Source organism: Nonomuraea rosea (assembly GCF_039539705.1).
GTDB classification, from domain to species: Bacteria; Actinomycetota; Actinomycetes; order Streptosporangiales; family Streptosporangiaceae; genus Nonomuraea; species Nonomuraea rosea.
This window is the reverse complement of record NZ_BAABDQ010000002.1, coordinates 586,773-606,947: the sequence shown is the minus strand read 5'-3', so window position 1 is coordinate 606,947 and position 20,175 is coordinate 586,773. Positions and strand designations below refer to the sequence as shown.

Sequence of the window (20,175 nt, the reverse complement as noted above, 5' to 3'; positions counted from 1 at the left end):
AAGTGAGCATTGTGGCTGAGACCACGGCTGTCCCCCGTCCTGAGTACCCGCGTCCGCAGTTCGTCAGGACCGCGTGGGAGTGCCTGAACGGAGCCTGGCAGTTCGAGCGGGATCCCGGCGATTCCGGGCTGGAGCGCGGCTTGCTCGACCGGGACCTGACCGGCGAGATCGTCGTGCCGTTCTGCCCGGAGTCCGCGCTGTCCGGCATCGGCGACCCGGACTACCATCCGGCCGTCTGGTACCGCCGTACCGTGCGGGTGCCGGCGGACTGGGCCGGGCAGCGGGTGCTGCTGCACTTCCAGGCGGTGGACCACGACACCACGGTGTGGGTGGACGGCGCCGAGGCCGGCCGGCACCGGGGCGGGTTCACCCCGTTCACCGTCGATCTGACAGCCGGCGCGGACCCGGCGCACGCGTACACCGTGGTCGTACGCGCCCGCGACCCCCGCGGCGGTCCCCAGGCGCGGGGCAAGCAGGCGACCGCCTTCCACGGCACCGGCGCTCTCTACGGACGCACCACCGGCATCTGGCAGACGGTGTGGTGCGAGCCCGTGCCCGACACGCACCTCGGCCGGCCGCGGATCACGCCGAACGTCGCGGCGTCCGCGTTGCGGGTCACCGTGCCGGTGTCGGCCAACCGCGCCGGGCACCGGGTCCGGGTGACGGTCTCGGACCAGGCCGGCGTCGTCACGCGGACGGACGCCCGCGCCGACCTCGACCTCGCCGCCGACGTGTGGCTGCCGCTCCCGGAGGACCGGGTACGTCTCTGGTCCCCCGAGGACCCGCACCTCTACGACCTGCGCATCGACCTGCTCGACGGCGGCGGCGCCGTGGTCGACACCGCCACGAGCTACGCCGGGCTCCGCTCGCTCGCCATCGACGGGCCCGCCATCCTGCTCAACGGCGAGGTGTGCTTCCAGCGGCTCGTGCTCGACCAGGGCTACTATCCCGACGGCCTGATGACCGCGCCCACGGACGAGGCCCTGCGCCACGACATCGAGCTGGCCATGGCGGCGGGGTTCAACGGCGCCCGGCTGCACCAGAAGGTGTTCGAGGAGCGGTACCTGTACCACGCCGACCAGGCGGGTTTCCTGGTGTGGGGCGAGTTCGGGGACTGGGGAGCCAACGTCGGCGGGCCGGCCGGGCACAACCAGCAGCCGACCGCGACGTTCGTGACCCAGTGGCTGGAAGCGGTCGAGCGCGACTACTCCCACCCGTCCATCGTCGGCTGGTGCCCGCTCAACGAGACCTGGCAACGGCTGCACGACCAGATCACCGTACTCGACGACGTCACCTGGGGCATGTACCTGGCCACGAAGGCGGCCGACCCGACCCGCCCGGTGGTCGACGCCTCCGGCTACGCGCACCGGGTCCCCGGCGCCGACGTCTACGACTCGCACTGCTACGAGCAGGATCCCGAGGCGTTCGGCAAGCTGATGGCGGGCCTGGCCGACGGGACGCCCTTCGTCAACGCCGATCCCGGCGGCACGGAATGGTCGGTGCCCTATCGCGGGCAGCCGTACTTCTGCAGCGAGTTCGGCGGCATCTGGTGGAACCCGGACGCGCGTCCCGGGGAGAGCTCCTGGGGCTACGGCGAACGTCCGGAGACGGAGGAGGAGCTGCAGGAGCGCTTCGCCGGGCTGGTCGGGGTCCTGCTGGACGACCCCCGGATGTTCGGCTACTGCTACACCCAGCTCACCGACGTCTTCCAGGAGCAGAACGGCATCTATCGCTTCGACCGCACGGACAAGCTGGACGTCTCGCGGATCCGCGCGGCGCAACAGCGTCCGGCCGCCATCGAGCAGTCCTCACCCGGCTCGGCGGTGGACTGATGTTAGCCGGGGACAGGCAGCGTCGCGCGTTCGCCATCGCGTTGATCACCGCCGGGGCGCTGCTGTCCGCCCCGGCCCTCGCGGACCCGGCTCTCGCGGGTCCCGCCCCGGCGAAGACGATCGAGGTCCGGGGCCGGGTGGTGGACGCCCGCAGCGGCGCACCGATCGAGGGGGCCGGCGTGCACGCCTCGCGGACCGAGGTCTCCGCCACGACCGCGAAGAACGGCGCCTTCGTCCTGACCGGCGTGCCGGACAGCAGCGCCCTCGTGATCGCGGCCAAGGAGGGGTACGCCTTCGCGTCGGCGACCACGGGAACGTCGCTCACCCTCAAGCTCGACCGGGACACCGATCCGGCGCGGGCGGAGTATCCGCGTCCGGACGCCGATCGGCGCCCGTTCACCGGCGGCGCCTGGATGTCACTGAACGGCACCTGGTCGTTCGACTTCGACCCGGGCGACGCCGGGGAGCGCGAGCGGTGGTTCGACCCCCTTCACCGGTTCGGCAAGGCGATCCGGGTGCCGTTCGGCTACCAGTCGCTGGCCGCCTGGGGCGAGGAGGAGCTGGCGACCAAGGAGATCTTCCGCAGCGCCTACTCCGGGTATCGCGGCACGGTCTGGTACCGGCGCTCCTTCACCGTCCCGAAGGACTTCGCCGGTCAGGCGCGGCTCCGGATCGGGGCCGCCGACTGGGGCGCGGCGGTCTGGCTCGACGGCAAGCCGGTGCTGCCCTACTCCGGGGACGGCTACACCGAGATCAGCGCCGGGCTGGGCGCGCTGGCTCCCGGCTCTGCCCACACGGTGACGATCCGGGTGGTCGCGCCGCCGACGACGCCCGGCTCCCCGTACCCGATGGGCAAGCAGACGGGCGTGCCCAACGGCGCGGACACCGGCTGGTTCACCGACGTCGGCGGCATCTGGCAGTCGGTGTGGATCGAGCCGTACGCCGGCGCCCGGCTCACCCAGACGCAGGTGACCCCCGAGCTGACCTTCGAGGGGGACGCGCGCACCCCGTCCACGGCGGCGGCGAAGATCGACGTCGCCGCGGACGGCGCGACGACCGCCACCGTGAGGGTGAAGGACCCCGGCGGGAAGGTCGTCGGCACCGCCGACGTGCCCCTGACCGGCGGCCGGGGCACGGCGCGGATCCCGATCGAGCGCCCGCGCCTGTGGGAGCCGGACGACCCGGCCCTGTACACCGCCGACATCCTGCTGGGCCGCGACGACGGCATCAGGACCACCTTCGGGATGCGCACGATCGAGCGCAAGTGGGCTCCCGGCCACCAGGACGAATACCAGTACGTCAATCTCAACAACCGGCCGGTCTACCTGCGCGGCGTCCTCGACCAGGGCTACAACCCGTGGGGCCTGTACACCTACACGGGGGTCACCGCGGGCCCCGACCTGCGCACCGGGACCGAGGCCGAACCCGGCCGCGGCTCGATCCTGCTCGACCTGAAGAACGCCAAGCAGCTCGGGTATAACGTGATCAGGAACCATCTCAAGGTCAACGAGCCGGCCTACTACCACTGGGCGGACAAGCTCGGGCTGATGATCTGGTACGACCTGCCCAACGCGGGCTGGCACTCCCTCGGCCAGGAGGCGGAGCGGCTCTTCGAGGGGCTGCTGCGCACCACGCTCCAGCGTGATCACAATCATCCGTCGATCGTGATCTGGACGATGTTCAACGAGTCCTGGGGCATCAGCGAGGAGCCGTGGCAGCAGCCGATCCCGGCGGAGGCGTTCCCGTACGTACGCAGGATGGTCAAGCTCGCGCGCGACACCGACCCGACCAGGTTGATCGTCGACAACTCCGCCTGCTGCCAGAACGGCCACCTCGGCGACCAGACCGACCTCAACGACTTCCACTACTACCTGGCCGCCTATGACGAGTGGAAGAAGCTCCTGGACGGGTTCGCCGCCCAGGTCAAGCCGGGTTCCACGTGGAACTTCAACGACGGCGCCCAGAGCGGGCAACCCTGGCTGAACTCCGAGTTCGCCATCAGGTCCGGGCAGTTCCCGCACACGGCGAGCCTCTTCCGCGCCTATCCCAAGCTCAACGGCTATGTCGGCGTGCAGCTGGCCGAGACCGAGCAGGAGGTCCAGAGCCCGGTCACCTTCGACCGGCAGCCGAACGAGCCGGAGTTCGTGGACCATCGCGGCAAGCCCCGCGGCATCGACCTGTTCCAGGGTGACGACGCGGTCTCCCTCATGGGCACGTCGGCGCGCACCGTCGGCCGCGGAGCCACGATCGAGGTCCCGGTCAGGATCAGCCACTTCAGCGACGCCGACCTCTCCGGGGCCACGCTCCGGTGGAAGATCGGCGGGTACGACGACCAGGGCCGCTGGGTCGCCGACGCCGGCGGCGGCGGCGCGCGGCCGGTCAGCCCGTCCCGGTACACCGTCACCGACGCCGGCACCGTGTCGGTCATCGCACCCGCCGGTCTGCGGGCCGGGTACCTGTGGATCTGGGTCGAGGCCGGCGGCAGGACCGCCGCCGAGAGCTACCTCACCTTCGACACCCCGGCCCCGGACGGCGAAGCCGGCTTCTCCCCCGGCGACGTGACCGCGCAGGCGTGGACGGGCGGGGCTCAGGCCCGGAGCACCGGCGGCTCCGACTGGGTCACCGGCCAGGGCCGTGGCTACTTCGAGTACGAGGTCCAGGTGCCGGAGGAGGTCCGCACGGGCCGGGCGACCTCCGCGACCCTGGTCGCGGAGGTCGCCACCGCCCAGGCAAGGGGCTGGTACGACCCCAACAACGTGACCACCGCGCGCCGCTACCCCGCCCGCCTCACCGTGTCCGTCAACGGCAGCCCGCTGCCGGCGGTCGAGCTGCCCGACGATCCCCACGGCCCGACGGCGCTGGCCGGCCGGTCACGCGGCTCCCTCGCAGGCGACTTCGGCAACCGCTACGGCTACCGCGTCGGCCTCCCGATCAGCGCGAAACAGCTCGGCGGCGCGGACACCGTCACGCTGCGCTTCGCCTCCGACGGCGGCGGGCTGTCGATCTTCGGCACCCGCTCGGGCCGCCACGGCACACCGCCCGCGCTGGTCGGCGGCCGGGTCTCCGTGCCCGACGAACGTCCGCGCTTCCAGGCCGTCGACTCCCGCCTCTCGGTGTACCAGGCTCCGGCCGCGATCTCCCCCGCGAACGGCGCCGGGACGACGATTGTCTCGGTCGTCAACGACACCGCGAAAACGGCGAGAAATATCCAGGTACGGCTGGCGGCCCCGACGGGCTGGACCGCGACCGCCGCCGAGCCGGGCGTGATCGGCTCCCTGCGGCCCGGCGAGGCCCGCCACCTCGCGTTCACCGTACGGTCCGAATCGGCCGTCCGGACCGGCCAGACCGCGAGCTTCACCGCCACCGCGAGCTGGGACGGCCACGCGATCCAGGCGATCAGCACCGTGACGGTGGCGTTCGACCCCACGGCCTACCCCGAGGCCGGGGTGGACGACACCTTCGACACCGACTCCAGCGCCGGCTACTCGGTCCACCGGCCGTCGGCGGACGAGGCGTTGCCGCAGCTGGCCTTCGGCGCGGGCAGCCTGCAGGCGACCGGGCCGGGCGCCTACTTCGGGCTGGTCGCCCACGGCTCCGGGCCGGCGAGCTCCCGGGCGGCGGTGATCGTCGACCACGGCAAGTGGGCCGGCACCGGGAAGGGGCAGGACGCGATGTTCAACGGGCTGGTCAAGGACGCGCGCAACTACGTCCTGGCCTGGACCGGGATCAAGGGTCAGCACGGCATCGACATCAGGATCGACGGCAAGCTCACCAGCGCCTGCTGTGCCACGGCCCCTCTGGAGCCCGGTGATCGCTGGGCGTTCGTGCTCGACGGCAACGCGATCAGCGTCTGGATCGACCACGGGCACGGCTGGGGCTGGTCCCAGGTCATGACGAACACGACCCAGGGCCGGATCGACTTCACCCGGCCGGGTGCGCTGGACGGCTGGCACTACGCCGCCGGCCTGCGTGGCAACGCCGGAACCCAGGCGATCGGCCGCCTCGAAGGACGCAGCGACCCCCGCTGAACGCGGCTCGCACCGACCGGGGTGACGGCAGCCGTCGCCGGTCGGGGTGGTGGCAGCCGTCGGCGGCCGGGGTGGCGGCAGCCATTGCCGCCACCCCGGCTTTCTGCAAGGCCGGATCCGCTACGCGCTCTCGCGGGCGCTGTCGTGCAGCTGCGCCACCGCGCGGGCGATGAGGTCGCCGCGGCGCCGGTCCTGGCGGGAGTGGACGACGATGCGCCGCAGGACGGCGGGACGGACCAGGGGCTTGACGACGAGTCCGCCGGGGAGCTCCGCGACGGCCAGGCGCGGCAGGACGGTGACCCCGATGCCCGACGCCACCAGCCGCAACGCCGCCCGGTGATCGTCCAGGCGGGCCGCATGACGCGGCGTGAATCCGGCGGCCCGGCAGGCGGTCACGATGATCTGCCCGATCGGGCTGTCGTAGATGTCGTGATCGATCCAGGGTTCGGGTTCGAGGTCCCGGAGAGTGAGCTCGCCGGCGCCGGCGAGCGGGTGCGCGACGGGGAGGACGGCGACGAGCTCCTCGACGATGAGCTCGTGCCGCTGGTAGCCGTCGAGGTGCACGTCGGCGCCGTTGACGGGCTCGGTCCTGAGGTCGAGGTCCGGTTGCCGGCGGCCCCGCCCGTCGACGGGCTCGTTGAGGCTGATCTCGACGGTCAGGTTCGGCTGGTGCCGCCGAACGGTCCGCACGACCTCGGGTATCCACCGCTCGGCCGCGGAGGCGAAGCAGGCGATCGCCAGATGCTGCGCCTGACCGCCCCGGAGGTCCGCGACGACGCGTTCGAGGCGGCCGAAGTCGGCGAGGAGCGGCGCGGCCTGATCGGCCAGATGCCGTGCGGCATCGGTGGGGCCGATGCCGCGGCCCTGCTTCTCGAACAGGATCAGCCCGGTCTCCTTCGCCAGAGCACTCATGTGCTGACTGATCGTCGCGGGCGCGTAGCTGAGGTTTCGTGCCGCCTTGTTGATCGACCCGGCGGCCAGGACCGCGCGCAGGATCGCGAGACGTCGCGGGTTGAGCATGGCGCCAACAGTAAGGCAATGCCGAACGGTCAGCCGTATTTGTTTGCTTGTTACGACGAATGCCGCGATCGAAGATGGCATCAAAGGACGTTCAGAAAGGGTTGGCGATGGACACCACGTTCTGGGACGAGGCGGACCGGCTCCTGATCCGCTACGGAGTCGGCTTCACCCCGCGGGTGATCGAACGCGCCTCCGGCGCGCATGTCTTCGATCGCCAGGGCACGCCGATCCTCGACTTCACCTCGGGGCAGATGAGTGCCATCCTCGGCCATGCGCACCCGGACATCGTGGCCACGGTCTCGGCCGCGGTCGCGTCCCTGGACCACCTCTACAGCGGCATGCTCAGCGCTCCGCTGCTGGAGCTCGCCGACCGGCTCACCGCGACCCTCCCGCCCGAGCTGGGCAAGATGCTGCTGCTCACCACCGGGGCCGAGGCGAACGAGGCCGCGATCAAGATGGCCAAGCTCGCCACCGGCCGCTACGAGATCGTCTCCTTCGACCGCTCGTGGCACGGCATGACCCAAGGGGCGGCCTCCGCGACCTTCTCGGCCGGGCGGCGCGGCTACGGCCCGCCGGTGCCGGGGAACCTCGCGCTGCCCGCGCCGAACGCCTACCGCTCGCCGTTCCGCTCCTCCGACGGGTCACACGACTGGGAGGCCGAGCTCGACTTCGGCTTCGCCCTGGTCGATCAGCAGTCCGCCGGGAGTCTCGCCGCCTGCCTCGTCGAGCCCATCCTGTCCTCGGGCGGGATCATCGACCTGCCGCCCGGGTATCTGCGCCGCCTCAAGGAGATGTGCGTCGAGCGCGGGATGCTGCTCATCCTCGACGAGGCGCAGACCGGCCTCGGCCGCACCGGGACCATGTACGCGTTCGACCGCGACGGGGTCACCCCGGACATCCTGACGTTGTCGAAGACGCTCGGCGCCGGGTTGCCGGTGGCGGCCGTCGTCACGACCGCCGAGATCGAGCAGGTCTGCCACGACCGGGGGTTCCTCTTCTACACCACGCACGTCTCCGACCCGCTGGCGGCCGCCGTCGCGCTGACGGTCCTCGACGTCATCGAGCGCGAAGGCCTCGTCAAGCGCGCCGCCCGGCTGGGCGCCCAGCTCGCCGACCGGCTGCTGGCGCTGCGCGACAGGTACGAGGTCGTCGGGGACGTCCGCGGCCGCGGCCTGCTCCAAGGGGTCGAGCTCGTGACGGACAAGAAGAGCAAGGCGCCCGCCGACGCGCTGGGCCACGCGGTCACCTCGGCCTGTCTCGAACGAGGTCTGCACATGAACATCGTCCAGCTCCCCGGCATGGGAGGCATCTTCCGCATCGCCCCGCCGCTCACGATCGCCGACGACGAGCTGCACACCGGCGTGGACATCCTCGAAGCGTCGCTCAAAGCCGTGCTCGACACCGCCGCCGTCATCGGGCGGACCGGGCGCTAGCGGCGCGCTAACAAGCGGCTAGGGCACCGGCGAATCATGGTCGCTCGTGACTTACCTGATCGCGGCCGTCGCCGTGCTCGCCGTTCTCACGGTGCTGAACATGCTGCTCCTCCTGGGCGTCATCCGGCGGCTCCGCAAGATGGCCACCCGGCAGAGCGCCCCATTGACGATCTCGGACGGCCTGCCGATCGGTGCGAGCCTGCCGTCTTTCGCGGCCACGACCGTCGACGGCGAGCCGATCAGTCAGGACCTGCTGAGCGGGCACGCGCTCATCGGGTTCTTCTCCCCGACGTGCCCGCCCTGCCAGGAGCTCCTCCCGCAGTTCATCGAACGTGCCCGGCTGGATCCCGGTGACGCGCTCGCGGTCGTCGTCAGCGACACCGCCGAGGAGGCCGGCGACGACGTGGCGCGCCTGCGGGAGGTGGCCCGCGTGGTGGTGGAGGAGCCGTCGGGCCCGCTGCAGCGGGCTCTCAAGGCCGACGGCTTCCCCACCGTGTACGTGCTGGGCCCCGACCGCACCGTGCTGAGCCACGATCTTCCCGACCCGCTTCCGACCAGCAGATGATCACCTCCGCGCGTACGGCCGTGGGGATCGCCTTCCGCACCGCGCCAGGTCTCACCGGCGGGTACGCGCTGATCATGCTCATCGAGGCGGTCGTGCCGATCGCGGCCACCTGGCTGACCAAGCTGCTCGTGGACGGGCTGACGGGCCAGGGCTCGGCGGCCAGCCTCACGAGCCTGGCGATCGGGCTGGCCGCGACGGGACTGGCCCTCGCCGTGCTGCCGCACGTCAGCCTGTTCCTCGGGTCCCAGATGGGCCGGGCCTTCACCACCAGGACCACCGACCAGCTCTTCACCGCGACGCTGCGGTTCGCCGGGTTACGCAGGTTCGAGGACCCCGCCTTCCACGATCGGCTGCGGCTGGCGCAACAGAGCCTGTCGATGGGCCAGGGCATCGTCACCGGGATCCTCGGCACCGCGCGGTCGGCCGTCACCCTGATCGGGATGATCGGCTCGCTGGCGGTGATCAGCCCGGTCCTCACCGGGGTCGTGCTCGCCGCCGGGGCCCCCGCGCTCGTGGCGCAGTTACGGCTCTCCCACCGCAGGGCGTCGATGATGTGGGACATCGGCCCGGCCGAGCGCCGCCAGATCTTCTTCGGCGAGCTGCTGGCCTCGGTCGAGGCGGCCAAGGAGATCCGGCTCTTCAACGCCGGGCGTTTCCTGCACACCAGGATGATGACGGAGCTGCGCTCCGCCAATGCGGCCCACCGGCGGATGGATCTCAAAGAGCTGTCAGCCGAGGGCGCGTTGTCCCTGATGGGCGCCGTCGTGGCGGGCGGCGGGCTGATCTGGGCGGTGGTCGGGGCCGGGTCCGGCGCGATGACCGTCGGGGACATCTCGCTGCTGATCGCCGCGATCGCGGCGGTGCAGGGCGGCCTCAGCGGCCTGATCGCCGGCATCGCGGGCCTGCACCAGAACCTGCTCATGTTCGATCACTACGTCGCGGTCACGCGTGCCGGTCCCGACCTGCCGATCCCCGCGGAGCCGAGCCCCATGCCGCGGCTGCAGCACGGCATCCGGTTCAGCGACGTCTGGTTCCGCTACAGCGACGATCACCCGTGGATCCTGCGCGGGCTGAACCTCTTCGTCCCGGCCGGGGCGGACGTGGCCGTCGTCGGTCTCAACGGCGCGGGCAAGAGCACGCTGGTGAAACTGCTGTGCCGGTTCTACGACCCGCAGCACGGCTCGATCTCCTGGGACGGGGTGGACATCCGCGACGTCCACCCCGACGAGCTGCGGCACCGGATCACCGGGGTCTTCCAGGACCACATGCAGTACGACATGTCCGCCCGCGACAACGTGGCCATCGGCTTCACCGCGGCGCGCGACGACCTGGGCAGGATCCGCAGGGCCGCCGACCAGGCCGGGATCGAAGGGGTGCTGAGCGGCCTTCCGCAGGGCTACGACACGTTGCTCACGCGCATGTTCCTCAGCGAGGAGGACAAGACCGACCCGTCGACCGGGGTCGTGCTGTCCGGCGGGCAGTGGCAGCGTACGGCTCTGGCCCGGTCGATGTTCCGCGGCCACCGGGACCTGGTGATCCTCGACGAGCCCAGCGCCGGCCTCGATCCGGAGGCCGAAGCCGACATGCACGCCCGCACCCGCGGGCAGCGCGACGGCCGTACCAGCCTGCTCATCTCCCATCGGCTCAACACCGTCCGCGACGCGGACCTGATCATCGTGCTGAGCGGCGGAGTGATCGCCGAGGCCGGCACCCACGGCCAGCTCATGGCGCTGGACGGCGGTTACGCCCGGTTGTTCCGTATGCAGGCCACCGGATACCAGGACCACGCGGCCGCAGCCTCATGATCTGGATCATCGCCGCCGCGGTCGCGTCGGTCGGCCCTCACATGCGGGATCCGCACAGGATCCGCTCGTGCAGCCGCCGCAGGTCGCCGTCGGGCTCGATGCCCAGCTCCGCGGTCAGGATGCCGTGGACCCGGCGGTAGGCGGCGAGGGCCTCGGCGCGGCGGCCGGAGGCGGCCAGAGCGGTCATCAGCTTCGCCCAGAGGCTTTCCCTGAACGGGTGGGCGTCCACCAGTCTCCGCAGGTCGGGCAGCGCCTGGCAGTGCAGGCCGAGGCCGAGCTCCGCCTCCAGGCACAGCTCCTGCGCGTTGAGGCGTACCTCGTCCAGCCGCTGGCGTTCCAGGCGGACCGACTCGGTCTCCACCCCGGCCAGCAGCGGCCCGCGCCACATCGACAGCGCGTCCCGCAGCCTCCCGGCCGCCGCCGGGAAGCGCCCCTGGGCCAGGGCCGAGCTCACCTCCGCGACGGATGACTCGAACACCCGGAGATCCACGGCCTCGTCGGGAACGGTGAGCCGGTAACCCGCGCCGCAGGTCTCCAGGCACACCTCCAGCGGCGCCAGGGCGCGCCGCAGGCGGTAGACGTAGGTCTGCAGGCTCGTCTTCGCCGTGGCGGGGGACTCTTCGCCCCACAGCTCGGCCATGAGGTGATCGATGGTGACCACCTGGGCAGGCCGTAAGAGCAGCACGGCCAGAATCGCCTGCTGCTTGGCCGCCCCGATCGTGATCTTCTTCCCTGAGCCGGTCACGTCCAGCGGCCCCAGCATTTTGAACTCCACGTTCGCCTCCGCCCGGCAGTCTGCTGCCTCGCGGTATGTCCCGGGTATACAAGCCTCCGGGGGCGCGGAGGTCATCGGACGAGAGGCGTCCTCGTGGATCGTCTGATCATGATCTCCACCACGACGAGATTGACGACCCACCCGAGTGCCTGCCCGATCGGGATCGTGTCCTGTGCGCTTGCGGCGATCGAGCCCGCGTTCACCGTGTCGCTGAACGGGATCTGGGCCAGCAGGATCAGCGGCACCAGGATGCGGGAGCTGACGGCGAGGAAGGTGAGCGCGTAGTTGCGCATCATCCATTCCCGGTGCCGGGCGAAGTCGCGGCGCCGGGCGGCCCGGACGGCGAGCCAGCCGGTGACGAGCCACAGGACGGCGGGGATCACCAGCCCGACCTGGGTGATGAGGCGTCCGGAGAGCAACGCCACCGGTATCCCGGTCAGCGCGGCGGGCAGCACCCCGGCCAGGAGGTAGGACCGGCCGATGGCCCGGTGCGCCCGCCTGCGCGCCCGGATCGAGGGGACGAATTGGAGCGGGCCGAGCACGAGCGCGACCAGCGCCGTGAAGACGTGCGCGACGAGCAGGTAGTAGTGCGCCCCGCCGCCTACGTCGAGCCGGCTGTCGTCGATGTCGAACAGCAGGTAGGGGCTGACGAGCACGGCGCCGAACACGGTCGCGAGGATCAGCAGCAGCCAGGCCCGGCGGGCTCTGGCCGGTCCGCCTCGGTGGTTGGTCATGGGTTCCTCGCAGGGCAGGACGTCGCGACGCGGGGCGCATCGCCGGGGTTCACGGCCTGCTCATCCTGCGTCGCGATGGGCGTCCTGGCATCAGCCCTGGGGCGACATCCCGACTACGCGAATCCGCGTACACGGACCCGCGCGTCGTCCTGCCGGGCCGCGCGGCCCCTCTCTGTCAGCGGGCCGTCATGGCGCCGTCCACCGCCATCGGCAGGCCGGTGACGAAGGACGCGGAGTCCGAGCTGAGCCAGGCGATCGCCTCGCCGATCTCCGGCGGGTTGGCGTACCGCCCGAGCGGGTGGTAGGCCGCCGTCTGCTCCAGCGTCATGATGCCCTGCGCGATGAGGTCGTCCACCATCTGCGTGCGCACCGCGCCCGGGCACACGGCGTTCACCCGGATTCCCGAGGTGGCGTACTCCAGGGCGGCCGCCTTGGTCAGGCCGACCACGCCGTGCTTGGCGGCGATGTACGGCGAGACGAGCGGCGCCTCGATGCCGACCAGCCCGGCCACCGAGGCCACGTTGACGATCGAGCCCGAGCCCTGCTCCAGCATCTGGGCGAGCTCGTACTTCATGCACCACCAGACGCCCTTGAGGTTGACCTCGAACGAGGCGTCCCAGGACTCCTCGCTGACCTCGTGGAAGCGGCCGTCGCCCGCGGTGTCCACGCCGGCGTTGTTGACCGCGCAGTCCAGGCGGCCGAACCGGTCCACGGTGAAGGCGACCATGTCCCTGACGGCGTCGGCCCGCCGTACGTCCGCCCACACGAACGCGGCCTCTCCGCCCGCGGCCTCCACCTCGGCGACCGTGCGCCGGCCGCCTTCCTCGTTGATGTCGGCGACCACGACCTTGGCTCCGTGCCGGGCGAAGACCAGCGCCGTCGCGGCTCCGATGCCCGACGCCGCGCCCGTGATCAGCGCCGCTCTGCCGTCAAGGAGAGAACCAGCCATGTGAGAGCGACTCCCAAGATTGCCTAAGGACAGAAAGTGGCACCGTACTGGGAGATGATCAATATGTCGAGATTGTGTGCAACCTACTGACCACAGGCAGTGAAATATCGTAAGATCCGGTGTTACTCGCCCCGCGATCATGGAGGTCGGGCGGAACAGGTCCGTCGCTACGCGTCCGGCCCCGTCGCGTTCGCGGTGACCGTGATCTACTCGCCGACGAGGAACTCAAGATGTCAGCACCGGTACGTACTCGCCATCGCGCGGCACACCCGCGGCTGGGCGAACCCCTGGTCGTCCTGGCGGCCACAGCCGTCATCACGGGGGTCGCGGCGCTGACGGCCGTACTCACCGCCCCGATCTCCGCGCAGATCTTCCTGGCCTGGGCCCTCGGCGGCGCGGCCGTCCTGGTGTGCGGTGCGATCACGTTCGCGGCGTCGAGCAGGCAGCAGATCCGGCAGTTGCGGGGCCGGCTCGCCGTCGGCGACGCCGAGCTCACCAGGCTGGCCGGCGAGGTGATCCCGGGAACGGTTCAGCTCGTCCGCAAGGGGGTGTCGGCGGAGTCGGTCCTCACGAAGGTCCCCCGGCCGGCAAGCAAGGCCCAGCAGCAGGTCCTGTACTCCTTCGTCAGCGAGGTCAGCAGGGAAGGGCGCATCCGCGCCGCCACGACCTCCGCCTGCGCCAGCGCCGCCGGCCGGGTACAGGCCCTGGCCACGAGCATGCTGGCCGACCTGCGGGAGATGGAGGACCGGCACGACCAGATCACCCTCGGCGACCTGCTGAAGCTGGACCACACGACCGCCCAGGCCGGGCGGCTCGCCGACAGCATCGCCGTACTGACCGGGGCGCGCTCGGGACGGCGCTGGACCAAGCCGATCGTGATGGAGAGCATCCTGCGCGGGGCGGTCGGCCGGATCAGCGCGTACCAGCGGGTCCGGGTCCACTCCACCAGCACTTTCGCGATCGCGGGGCACGCGGCGGAGGGCGTCATGCACGCACTCGCCGAGCTGATGGACAACGCCACCAGCTTCTCCCCGCCCACCGAAGAGGTCCACGTGTACGTGGAGGAGGTCACCGCGGGGGTCGTGATCACGATCGAGGACTGCGGCCTGGTGATGAGCCCGGCCGCGCTGGCCCGGGCCGAACGGGCCGTATCCGCCGAGCCGCTGGACTTCACCACGCTGTCCGGTTCCCGGCTCGGCCTGGCGGTCGTCGGCTGCCTGGCCCGCAAGCACGGGCTCACCATCTCCTTCCGCCCGTCCTCCCGCGGCGGCACCGGCGTGGTGGTCATGATCCCGCAGCAGCTCATCAGCCAGCACATCCCGGCGCCGCAGCCGGTGCAGCCGCCCAGGCAGGCCCCGGCCAGGCAGGAGATCCCCGCGCAGGTGACCCCCGAGGCGGACGACGAGCTGCACGGCCTGCCGCGCCGCCGCCGCGGGCAGACGTTCGCGGCCGCCTCGTCCGCGCAGACGCCGCCCAGGCCGGCGGCCGGGCAGGAGCCGCGGCCCACGCGGACGCCTTCGGACACCGGAAGCAAGTTCAGCGCCTTCCACCAGGCGAGCAAGGCACGACAGATGGGTGAGGAAGAGACTCGATGAGAACATCGGACCAGGAACTCGCCTGGCTGCTCGAGAACCTCCTGGAGAGGACTCCGCAGGCCAGGTACGCCGTGGTGCTGTCGCGAGACGGGCTGCGGCTCTCCCACACCGCCGCGTTGTCCGTGGACCGCGCCGACCAGCTCGCCGCGATCGCCTCGGGGATCCAGAGCCTGTCGTACGGCGCCTCCATCGAGTTCGGCGACGGCACGGGCGGCCTGCGTCAGTCCATGACCGAGTTCCACGGCGGGCTGCTGTTCATCGTGGAGGCGGGAGAGGGCGCGCACCTCGCCGTGGTGGCCGGTGACGACGCCGACCCGGGCGTCATCGGCCACAACATGAACGAGCTGGTGGAGCAGATCGGCGAACACCTGACCGCGCCACCTCGTGCGCCGCAGACGAGCAGCCGGCCCTGATGGCGCCGCGCCTGGAGGACGAGAACCCGGACCGCCTCTACACGGTGACCGGCGGGCGCAGCAGCGTGGCCGGCGACGGCCTCGACGTGGTCACGCTCATCGTGAGCGAGTGCGACCCCACTCCGGGCATGCAGTCCGAGCATGTCCGGATCCTGCGGCTCTGCACGAGCCCGATGGCGGTCGTGGAGGTCGCGTCCGAGCTGCGGCTGCCGGTCAGCGTGGTGCGCATACTGCTCTGCGACCTGCTCGACATGGGGCGCATCACCGCCAGGAACCCGCGTCCGGCACCGGCCGAGTCGCGTCTGCCCGATCCCGACGTTCTCAGACAGGTGCTCGTTGGACTCGAAAATCTCTGAACCGGGCGCGCGGACTCCACTGGCGAGTTCGGCGACCACCGGACTCAAGATCGTGATCGTCGGCGGGTTCGGCGTGGGGAAGACGACCATGGTCCGGTCGGTCAGCGAGATCCGCCCGCTGAGCACCGAAGAGACGCTGACCCAGGCGAGCGAGGGGATCGACGACGCGCGCGGCGTGGAGCGGAAGTCCACCACCACGGTGGCCTTCGACTTCGGGCGGATCACCCTGAACGCGGAGATGGTGCTCTACCTGTTCGGGGCGCCGGGTCAGGAACGGTTCTGGTTCCTGTGGGACCGCCTGTTCACCGGGACGCTCGGCGCCGTCGTCATGGTGGACACGCGGCGCCTGGCCGACTCCTGGTACGCCATCGACCGGCTCGAACACCACCAGATGCCGTTCATCGTGGCCCACAACCGGTTCGGCGAGACCACGCACTCCCTCGACCAGATACGCGACGCGCTCGACCTCTCCCCCGACGTGCCGCTGATCGCGTGCGACGCGCGGCAGCGGGAGTCCAGCAAGGCCGTGCTGATCACGCTCGTCAACCACCTCTATGCTCTGTCCTCCGCCCGCTAGGTGACCTCATGACTGATTTCACGCAATCCCCCGATGCCACCTCCTGGTTCGCCATGCGGCCGGACGGGCCGGACCTGAGCGCGTTCGAAGGCGCCTTCCCCATGTACGGCCGGGCCTACCACCAGGATCCCGCCGCCGCATTCGAGGAGATGCGCCGGCACGGGCCCGTGGTGCCGATCCTGCTGGAGGGCGACATCCCGGGCTGGCTGGTGCTCGGGTACCGCGAGCTGCGCTACGTGCTCAGCAACCCCAAGCTGTTCGTCCGGGACTCCCGCCACTGGAACCAGTGGGACAACATCCCGCCCGACTGGCCCCTCATGGCGTACGTCGGCTACCAGCCGTCGATGCTGTTCGAGGTGGGCCCGGCCCACGAACGCCGGGCGGGCGCGGTCAGCGACGCGCTGGCCGCGGCCGACCAGTTCGAGCTGCGCGCGAACTGCGAGCGGGTCACCGAAGGGCTGATCAACACGTTCATCGGCACGGGCCGGGCGGACCTGATGGCGCAGTACGCGAACCCGATCCCGCTGCTCGTCCTCGGCTCGATGCTGGGCCTGCCGGACTCCGACACCCGCGCCCTGGTCGGCGAGGTCGCCACGACGCTGAACGGCGGCCCGGCCGCCATGGAGGCCTACCAGCGGGTGCAGGCCATCATGGCCGGCCTGCTCGCGCTGAAGCGCCAGAACCCCGGCCCCGACCTGCCCTCCCGGCTGCTCGCCCACCCCGCGGGGCTCACCGACGAGGAGCTCGTCCAGGACCTGTTGCTGACCATGACCGCGGGCCACGACCCGACGGCCACCTGGATCGGCAACACCCTCCAGCTCATGCTGACCGACGACCGGTTCGCCATGACCCTGTCCGGCGGCCGGCGCAGCGTCGGCCAGGCGCTGAACGAGGTGCTGTGGAAGGAGGCGCCAGGACAGATCGCCATCGGACGATGGCCGATCATGGACACCCAGGTCGGCGGGCGCCGCATCAGGGCCGGCGACCTGCTCGTCTCCGGTCTGGCCGCCGCCAACCTCGACCCGAAGGTGCGCCCCGACTTCCACGAGGGCTCCGTGGGCAACCACGCGCACATGTCGTTCGGGTACGGCGCGCACGGCTGCCCGCATCCCGCGCCGGAGATCGCCGAGGTCATCGCGCACATCGCGGTGGAGACGCTGCTCGACCGGCTGCCCGACGTGGTGCTGGCGGTGCCGCCGGAGACGCTGGAGTGGCGCTCGTCCATCCAGATGCGCAGTCTGGAGGCGCTGCCGGTCGAGTTCACCCCCGGCCACCGGATCTGACGCCCGGCCACCCTGCTAGAGCATGTTCCTGATCGGCGCCGGCATGTCGGGAACCGGCTGCTGGAGCAGCTCCGCCACGTCCGCGCGGGTCAGGAGATGCGTCTCCAGCAGCGTCGTGAAGCAGTCGCGCCAGTCCCGCCGGGCCTCGGCGTGCCGTCCCAGGGCGTGCAGGTTCTGGCCGGACCACCAGGCGGTCACGGCGTAGCCGATGCGGTATCCGGCGTCGCGCAGCAGGGTCAGCGCCACCTGGTAGATGTCGGCCGCCTCGGCGCGGCGTCCGGCATGCATGCAGGCGCGGGCCAGGGTCGCGCGGGACGACCCCTCCGTGTACAAGGTCATGCTCCACTCCGCGACGGCCACCCGCGCCTGTGCGATGGCCTCCTCGAACCGGCCCTGCCGGTAGAGGAGATGCGCGCGGTTGTTGAGGATGGCGCCCTGGGCGTAGTGGTCGCCCAGCTCCTCGGCGAGGTCCAGGGCGCGTGCCAGGTTCGCTCGGGCGAGGTCGAGCTGCCCCAGCATGGTGTGGATGATGCCGAGATTGTTGAAGGCCCCGATTCTCCGGTGCGGCAGGCCGGCCTTGTCCCAGCACACCACCGCTCGTTCCAGGTGGTCGATCGCCTCCTCGTAGCGTCCCTGGTCGCGGTAGACCCAGCCCAGGTAGCTCTCCTCCTGTGCCTGGCCGGCCCAGTCCCCGCAGCGCGCGGCCACCTCGATCGCCGTCCGGTGGGCGTCGGCCAGGTGCGTGACCCAGCCGCGGAAGTTGAACGGCATGTGCAACCCCGCCGCCAGTCCGATGGCGGTGCCCGGGTCGGCGGTCTCGGCCGCCTGACGGGTCACGGCGAGGAGGTTGTCGCGTTCGGCCTCGGTCCATTCGCCGGCCTCCCGCGCGCCGGCCAGCGCGAGACCGGGCTGCTCCGCCTCGTAGACCGGCTCCAGGACCTGGGGATGCACGCGGCGCGTGGCGGTGGAGACCGTGGCCAGGTAATGGTGCAGCCCGCGGCGGAGCGCGGCCGCGCGTTCCCGCTCGGGCAGCTTGCCGGCCGCCTGCTCCCTGGCGTACAGGCGGATGAGGTCGTGGAAGCGATACCGGCCGCGTCCGGCGGACTCCAGGAGCCGGGCGTGGCGGAGCCGTTCGAGGGCCGCCTCCGCCCGTGCCTCGGGCCAGTGTGCCAGGGCGGCCGTGGCGGCCGGGGTGTGGGTCGGCGTGTCGAGCAGGCCGAGGAGCGGCAGGATGTGCGCGGCGTCGTGGCCGCTGGGCTCCTCCCGCAGGTGCCGGTGGCTCACCGCGATGCTGGCGCGGACGGCCAGGTCGGCGTACTGCAGGGTGTCCAGGCGCCGGGTGGCGTCGGCGAGGCGGTCGGCGAGGTCGGCCAGCCGCCAGTCGGGCCGCGCCGCCAGCCGGGCGCCGGCCACCCTGATGGCCAGGGGGAAGCCATCGCACAGCCCGGCGAGCTTCGCGGCGGCCTCCGGCTCGCGCTGGACGCGGCCCGGGCCGGCGATCCTGGCGAGCAGCATGACGGCGTCACGGTCGCCGAGCCCGGCCAGATGCAGGTGACGGGCGTTGTCGAGCGCGGTCAGGGCGTCGCGGCTGGTGATGACGGTCCGGCAGCCCGCGCCCGCCGGGATGAGCGGCCGCACCTGGTGGGCGCCGACCGCGTTGTCGAGGATGACGAGCAGGTTGCTCGCCGCGGTGAGCGACCGGTAGCGGGCGATCGCCTCCTCCAGGCCGGCCGGTACGGCAGAGCCGTCCAGCCCCAGCGACCGCAGCAGGTGGCCCAGGGCGTCGAGCACGGCCAGGGGCTGCAGCCCAGGCGTCGCGCCGTTCAGGTCGACGTAGATGACGCCGTCGCGGAACCGTCCGGCCAGCGCGTGCGCGACATGGACGGCGAGCGCCGACTTGCCCACGCCGCCGGGCCCGTCGACCACGGCCACGTCCGCGCGCAGCAACGCCTCCCGCAGCCAGCCCACCTCGTCCTGCCGGGCGGTGAACGACCTGGTGTCGGCGGGCAGCTCGGCGGGGACGACCGCGCCGGGCTGCGCCGGTGCGGCGAGCTCCAGCGCCGGATCCCTGGTGAGAATCGCGCGCTGCAGCCGGCTCAGCCGCGCACCCGGTTCGAGGCCGAGCTCCTCCACCATGACCAGGCGGCCCTCCTGGTAGGACGCGAGCGCTTCGGACGGCCGGGCCGCCCGGTAGAGCGCCAGCATGAGCTGGGCGCGCGGCCCCTCCCGCAGAGGGTGGGCCTGGACGTGCGAGGCGAGGTCGGTGACCACGGCGTGGTGGTCCCCCGCGGCCAGCCGCAGGTCGATGTGGTCCTCGAAGACGGCCAGGCGTTCCTCCTCCAGGCGCATCGACTCGATCTGCGCCCACGGGTCGGCCAGCTCGGCCAGGGCGCGCCCGCGCCACAGGGCGAGCGCCTGCCGGAACAGCCCGTCGGCCGTGCCCGGATCGCGCGCCATCCGCGCCTGGCCGGCCAGCAGTGTGAAGCTGTGCGCGTCGACCTGTTCGCGGGGCAGGTCCAGCAGGTAGCCGCCGGGCACGGTCGCGATGATCTCGGGGGTGAGCGCGTCACGCAGCTTCGACACCACGATGTGGAGCTGCTTGGCGGCCGTGGCCGTCGAGGTCTGCCCCCAGACGTCGGCGACGAGCTGCCGCGCGGTGACGGGCCGGCCGGCGTCCAGCGCCAGCCGCGTCAGGACGGCGACACGGCGACGGCCCGCCAGTCGTACCCGTTGCCCGTCCGCCTCGATCTCCCAAGGCCCGAGGAGCCTGATTCTCAGTTCCATCAAGGAAAGGAGCGTAGGAAAGGGCG

The 20,175-nt window shown here is 71.7% G+C and carries 15 protein-coding genes; 10 read left to right on the top strand and 5 right to left on the bottom strand.

Annotated features, from left to right (window positions below; genetic code table 11):
- The first annotated feature begins 11 nt into the window (after positions 1–11).
- Positions 12–1,832, top strand: coding sequence for a glycoside hydrolase family 2 protein (locus ABEA43_RS06630; protein ID WP_345559699.1), 1,821 nt, complete (start codon positions 12–14; stop codon positions 1,830–1,832).
- Positions 1,832–5,860, top strand: a complete 4,029-nt coding sequence (locus ABEA43_RS06625; protein WP_345559698.1) for a glycoside hydrolase family 2 TIM barrel-domain containing protein — start codon at positions 1,832–1,834, stop codon at positions 5,858–5,860. The genes ABEA43_RS06630 and ABEA43_RS06625 overlap by 1 nt, the downstream gene beginning before the upstream one ends.
- Before the next feature lie 120 nt (positions 5,861–5,980).
- Here the strand turns inward: ABEA43_RS06625 and ABEA43_RS06620 are convergent, their stop codons facing one another.
- Positions 5,981–6,880: a LysR family transcriptional regulator gene (locus ABEA43_RS06620; protein ID WP_345559697.1), complete on the bottom strand. Its 900-nt coding sequence runs from the start codon at positions 6,878–6,880 to the stop codon at positions 5,981–5,983.
- A gap of 107 nt (positions 6,881–6,987) precedes the next feature.
- Between ABEA43_RS06620 and ABEA43_RS06615 the strand changes: the two genes are divergently transcribed.
- Genes ABEA43_RS06615 through ABEA43_RS06605 form a run of 3 tightly spaced genes read left to right on the top strand, consistent with a single transcriptional unit; the run spans position 6,988 to position 10,683 of the window.
- Complete coding sequence (locus tag ABEA43_RS06615; protein ID WP_345559696.1) at positions 6,988–8,313, top strand: aspartate aminotransferase family protein; 1,326 nt, start codon at positions 6,988–6,990, stop codon at positions 8,311–8,313.
- A 46-nt stretch (positions 8,314–8,359) separates the two neighbouring features.
- The gene (locus ABEA43_RS06610) at positions 8,360–8,878 is read left to right on the top strand and encodes a TlpA family protein disulfide reductase (RefSeq protein WP_345559695.1); all 519 of its coding nucleotides are present in this window, start codon (positions 8,360–8,362) and stop codon (positions 8,876–8,878) included.
- The gene (locus tag ABEA43_RS06605; protein WP_345559694.1) at positions 8,875–10,683 is read left to right on the top strand and encodes an ABC transporter ATP-binding protein; all 1,809 of its coding nucleotides are present in this window, start codon (positions 8,875–8,877) and stop codon (positions 10,681–10,683) included. Before ABEA43_RS06610 ends, ABEA43_RS06605 begins: the two co-directional genes overlap by 4 nt.
- A gap of 37 nt (positions 10,684–10,720) precedes the next feature.
- Here ABEA43_RS06605 and ABEA43_RS06600 read toward each other — a convergent pair whose 3' ends face one another.
- The 3 genes from ABEA43_RS06600 to ABEA43_RS06590 all read right to left on the bottom strand — a co-directional run bounded on the left by ABEA43_RS06600 (position 10,721) and on the right by ABEA43_RS06590 (position 13,141).
- Positions 10,721–11,458, bottom strand: coding sequence for an AfsR/SARP family transcriptional regulator (locus tag ABEA43_RS06600; RefSeq protein WP_345559693.1), 738 nt, complete (start codon positions 11,456–11,458; stop codon positions 10,721–10,723).
- A gap of 71 nt (positions 11,459–11,529) precedes the next feature.
- Complete coding sequence (locus ABEA43_RS06595; RefSeq protein WP_345559692.1) at positions 11,530–12,192, bottom strand: DUF2306 domain-containing protein; 663 nt, start codon at positions 12,190–12,192, stop codon at positions 11,530–11,532.
- A gap of 175 nt (positions 12,193–12,367) precedes the next feature.
- Positions 12,368–13,141 carry a glucose 1-dehydrogenase gene (locus ABEA43_RS06590; protein WP_345559691.1) on the bottom strand — a complete coding sequence of 258 codons (774 nt, stop codon included), beginning with the start codon at positions 13,139–13,141 and terminating at the stop codon, positions 12,368–12,370.
- A 230-nt stretch (positions 13,142–13,371) separates the two neighbouring features.
- Between ABEA43_RS06590 and ABEA43_RS06585 the strand changes: the two genes are divergently transcribed.
- Genes ABEA43_RS06585 through ABEA43_RS06565 form a run of 5 tightly spaced genes read left to right on the top strand, consistent with a single transcriptional unit; the run spans position 13,372 to position 17,365 of the window.
- The gene (locus ABEA43_RS06585) at positions 13,372–14,736 is read left to right on the top strand and encodes an ATP-binding protein (RefSeq protein ID WP_345559690.1); all 1,365 of its coding nucleotides are present in this window, start codon (positions 13,372–13,374) and stop codon (positions 14,734–14,736) included.
- Entirely contained in the window at positions 14,733–15,149 is a 417-nt protein-coding gene (locus ABEA43_RS06580; RefSeq protein WP_345559689.1) for a roadblock/LC7 domain-containing protein, read from the top strand. Before ABEA43_RS06585 ends, ABEA43_RS06580 begins: the two co-directional genes overlap by 4 nt.
- On the top strand, positions 15,149–15,505 hold the full coding sequence (locus ABEA43_RS06575) for a DUF742 domain-containing protein (RefSeq protein ID WP_345559688.1): 357 nt from the start codon (positions 15,149–15,151) through the stop codon (positions 15,503–15,505). Before ABEA43_RS06580 ends, ABEA43_RS06575 begins: the two co-directional genes overlap by 1 nt.
- A complete protein-coding gene (locus ABEA43_RS06570) occupies positions 15,486–16,082 on the top strand; it encodes a GTP-binding protein (protein ID WP_425570186.1) in 597 nt (198 codons plus the stop codon). The genes ABEA43_RS06575 and ABEA43_RS06570 overlap by 20 nt, the downstream gene beginning before the upstream one ends.
- Positions 16,083–16,090: 8 nt before the next feature.
- Positions 16,091–17,365: a cytochrome P450 gene (locus ABEA43_RS06565; RefSeq protein ID WP_345559687.1), complete on the top strand. Its 1,275-nt coding sequence runs from the start codon at positions 16,091–16,093 to the stop codon at positions 17,363–17,365.
- Positions 17,366–17,380: 15 nt separating this feature from the next.
- On the opposite strand, the gene ABEA43_RS06560 is transcribed toward ABEA43_RS06565, so the two are convergent.
- The gene (locus ABEA43_RS06560; RefSeq protein WP_345559850.1) at positions 17,381–20,149 is read right to left on the bottom strand and encodes an AfsR/SARP family transcriptional regulator; all 2,769 of its coding nucleotides are present in this window, start codon (positions 20,147–20,149) and stop codon (positions 17,381–17,383) included.
- Positions 20,150–20,175: the final 26 nt, after the last annotated feature.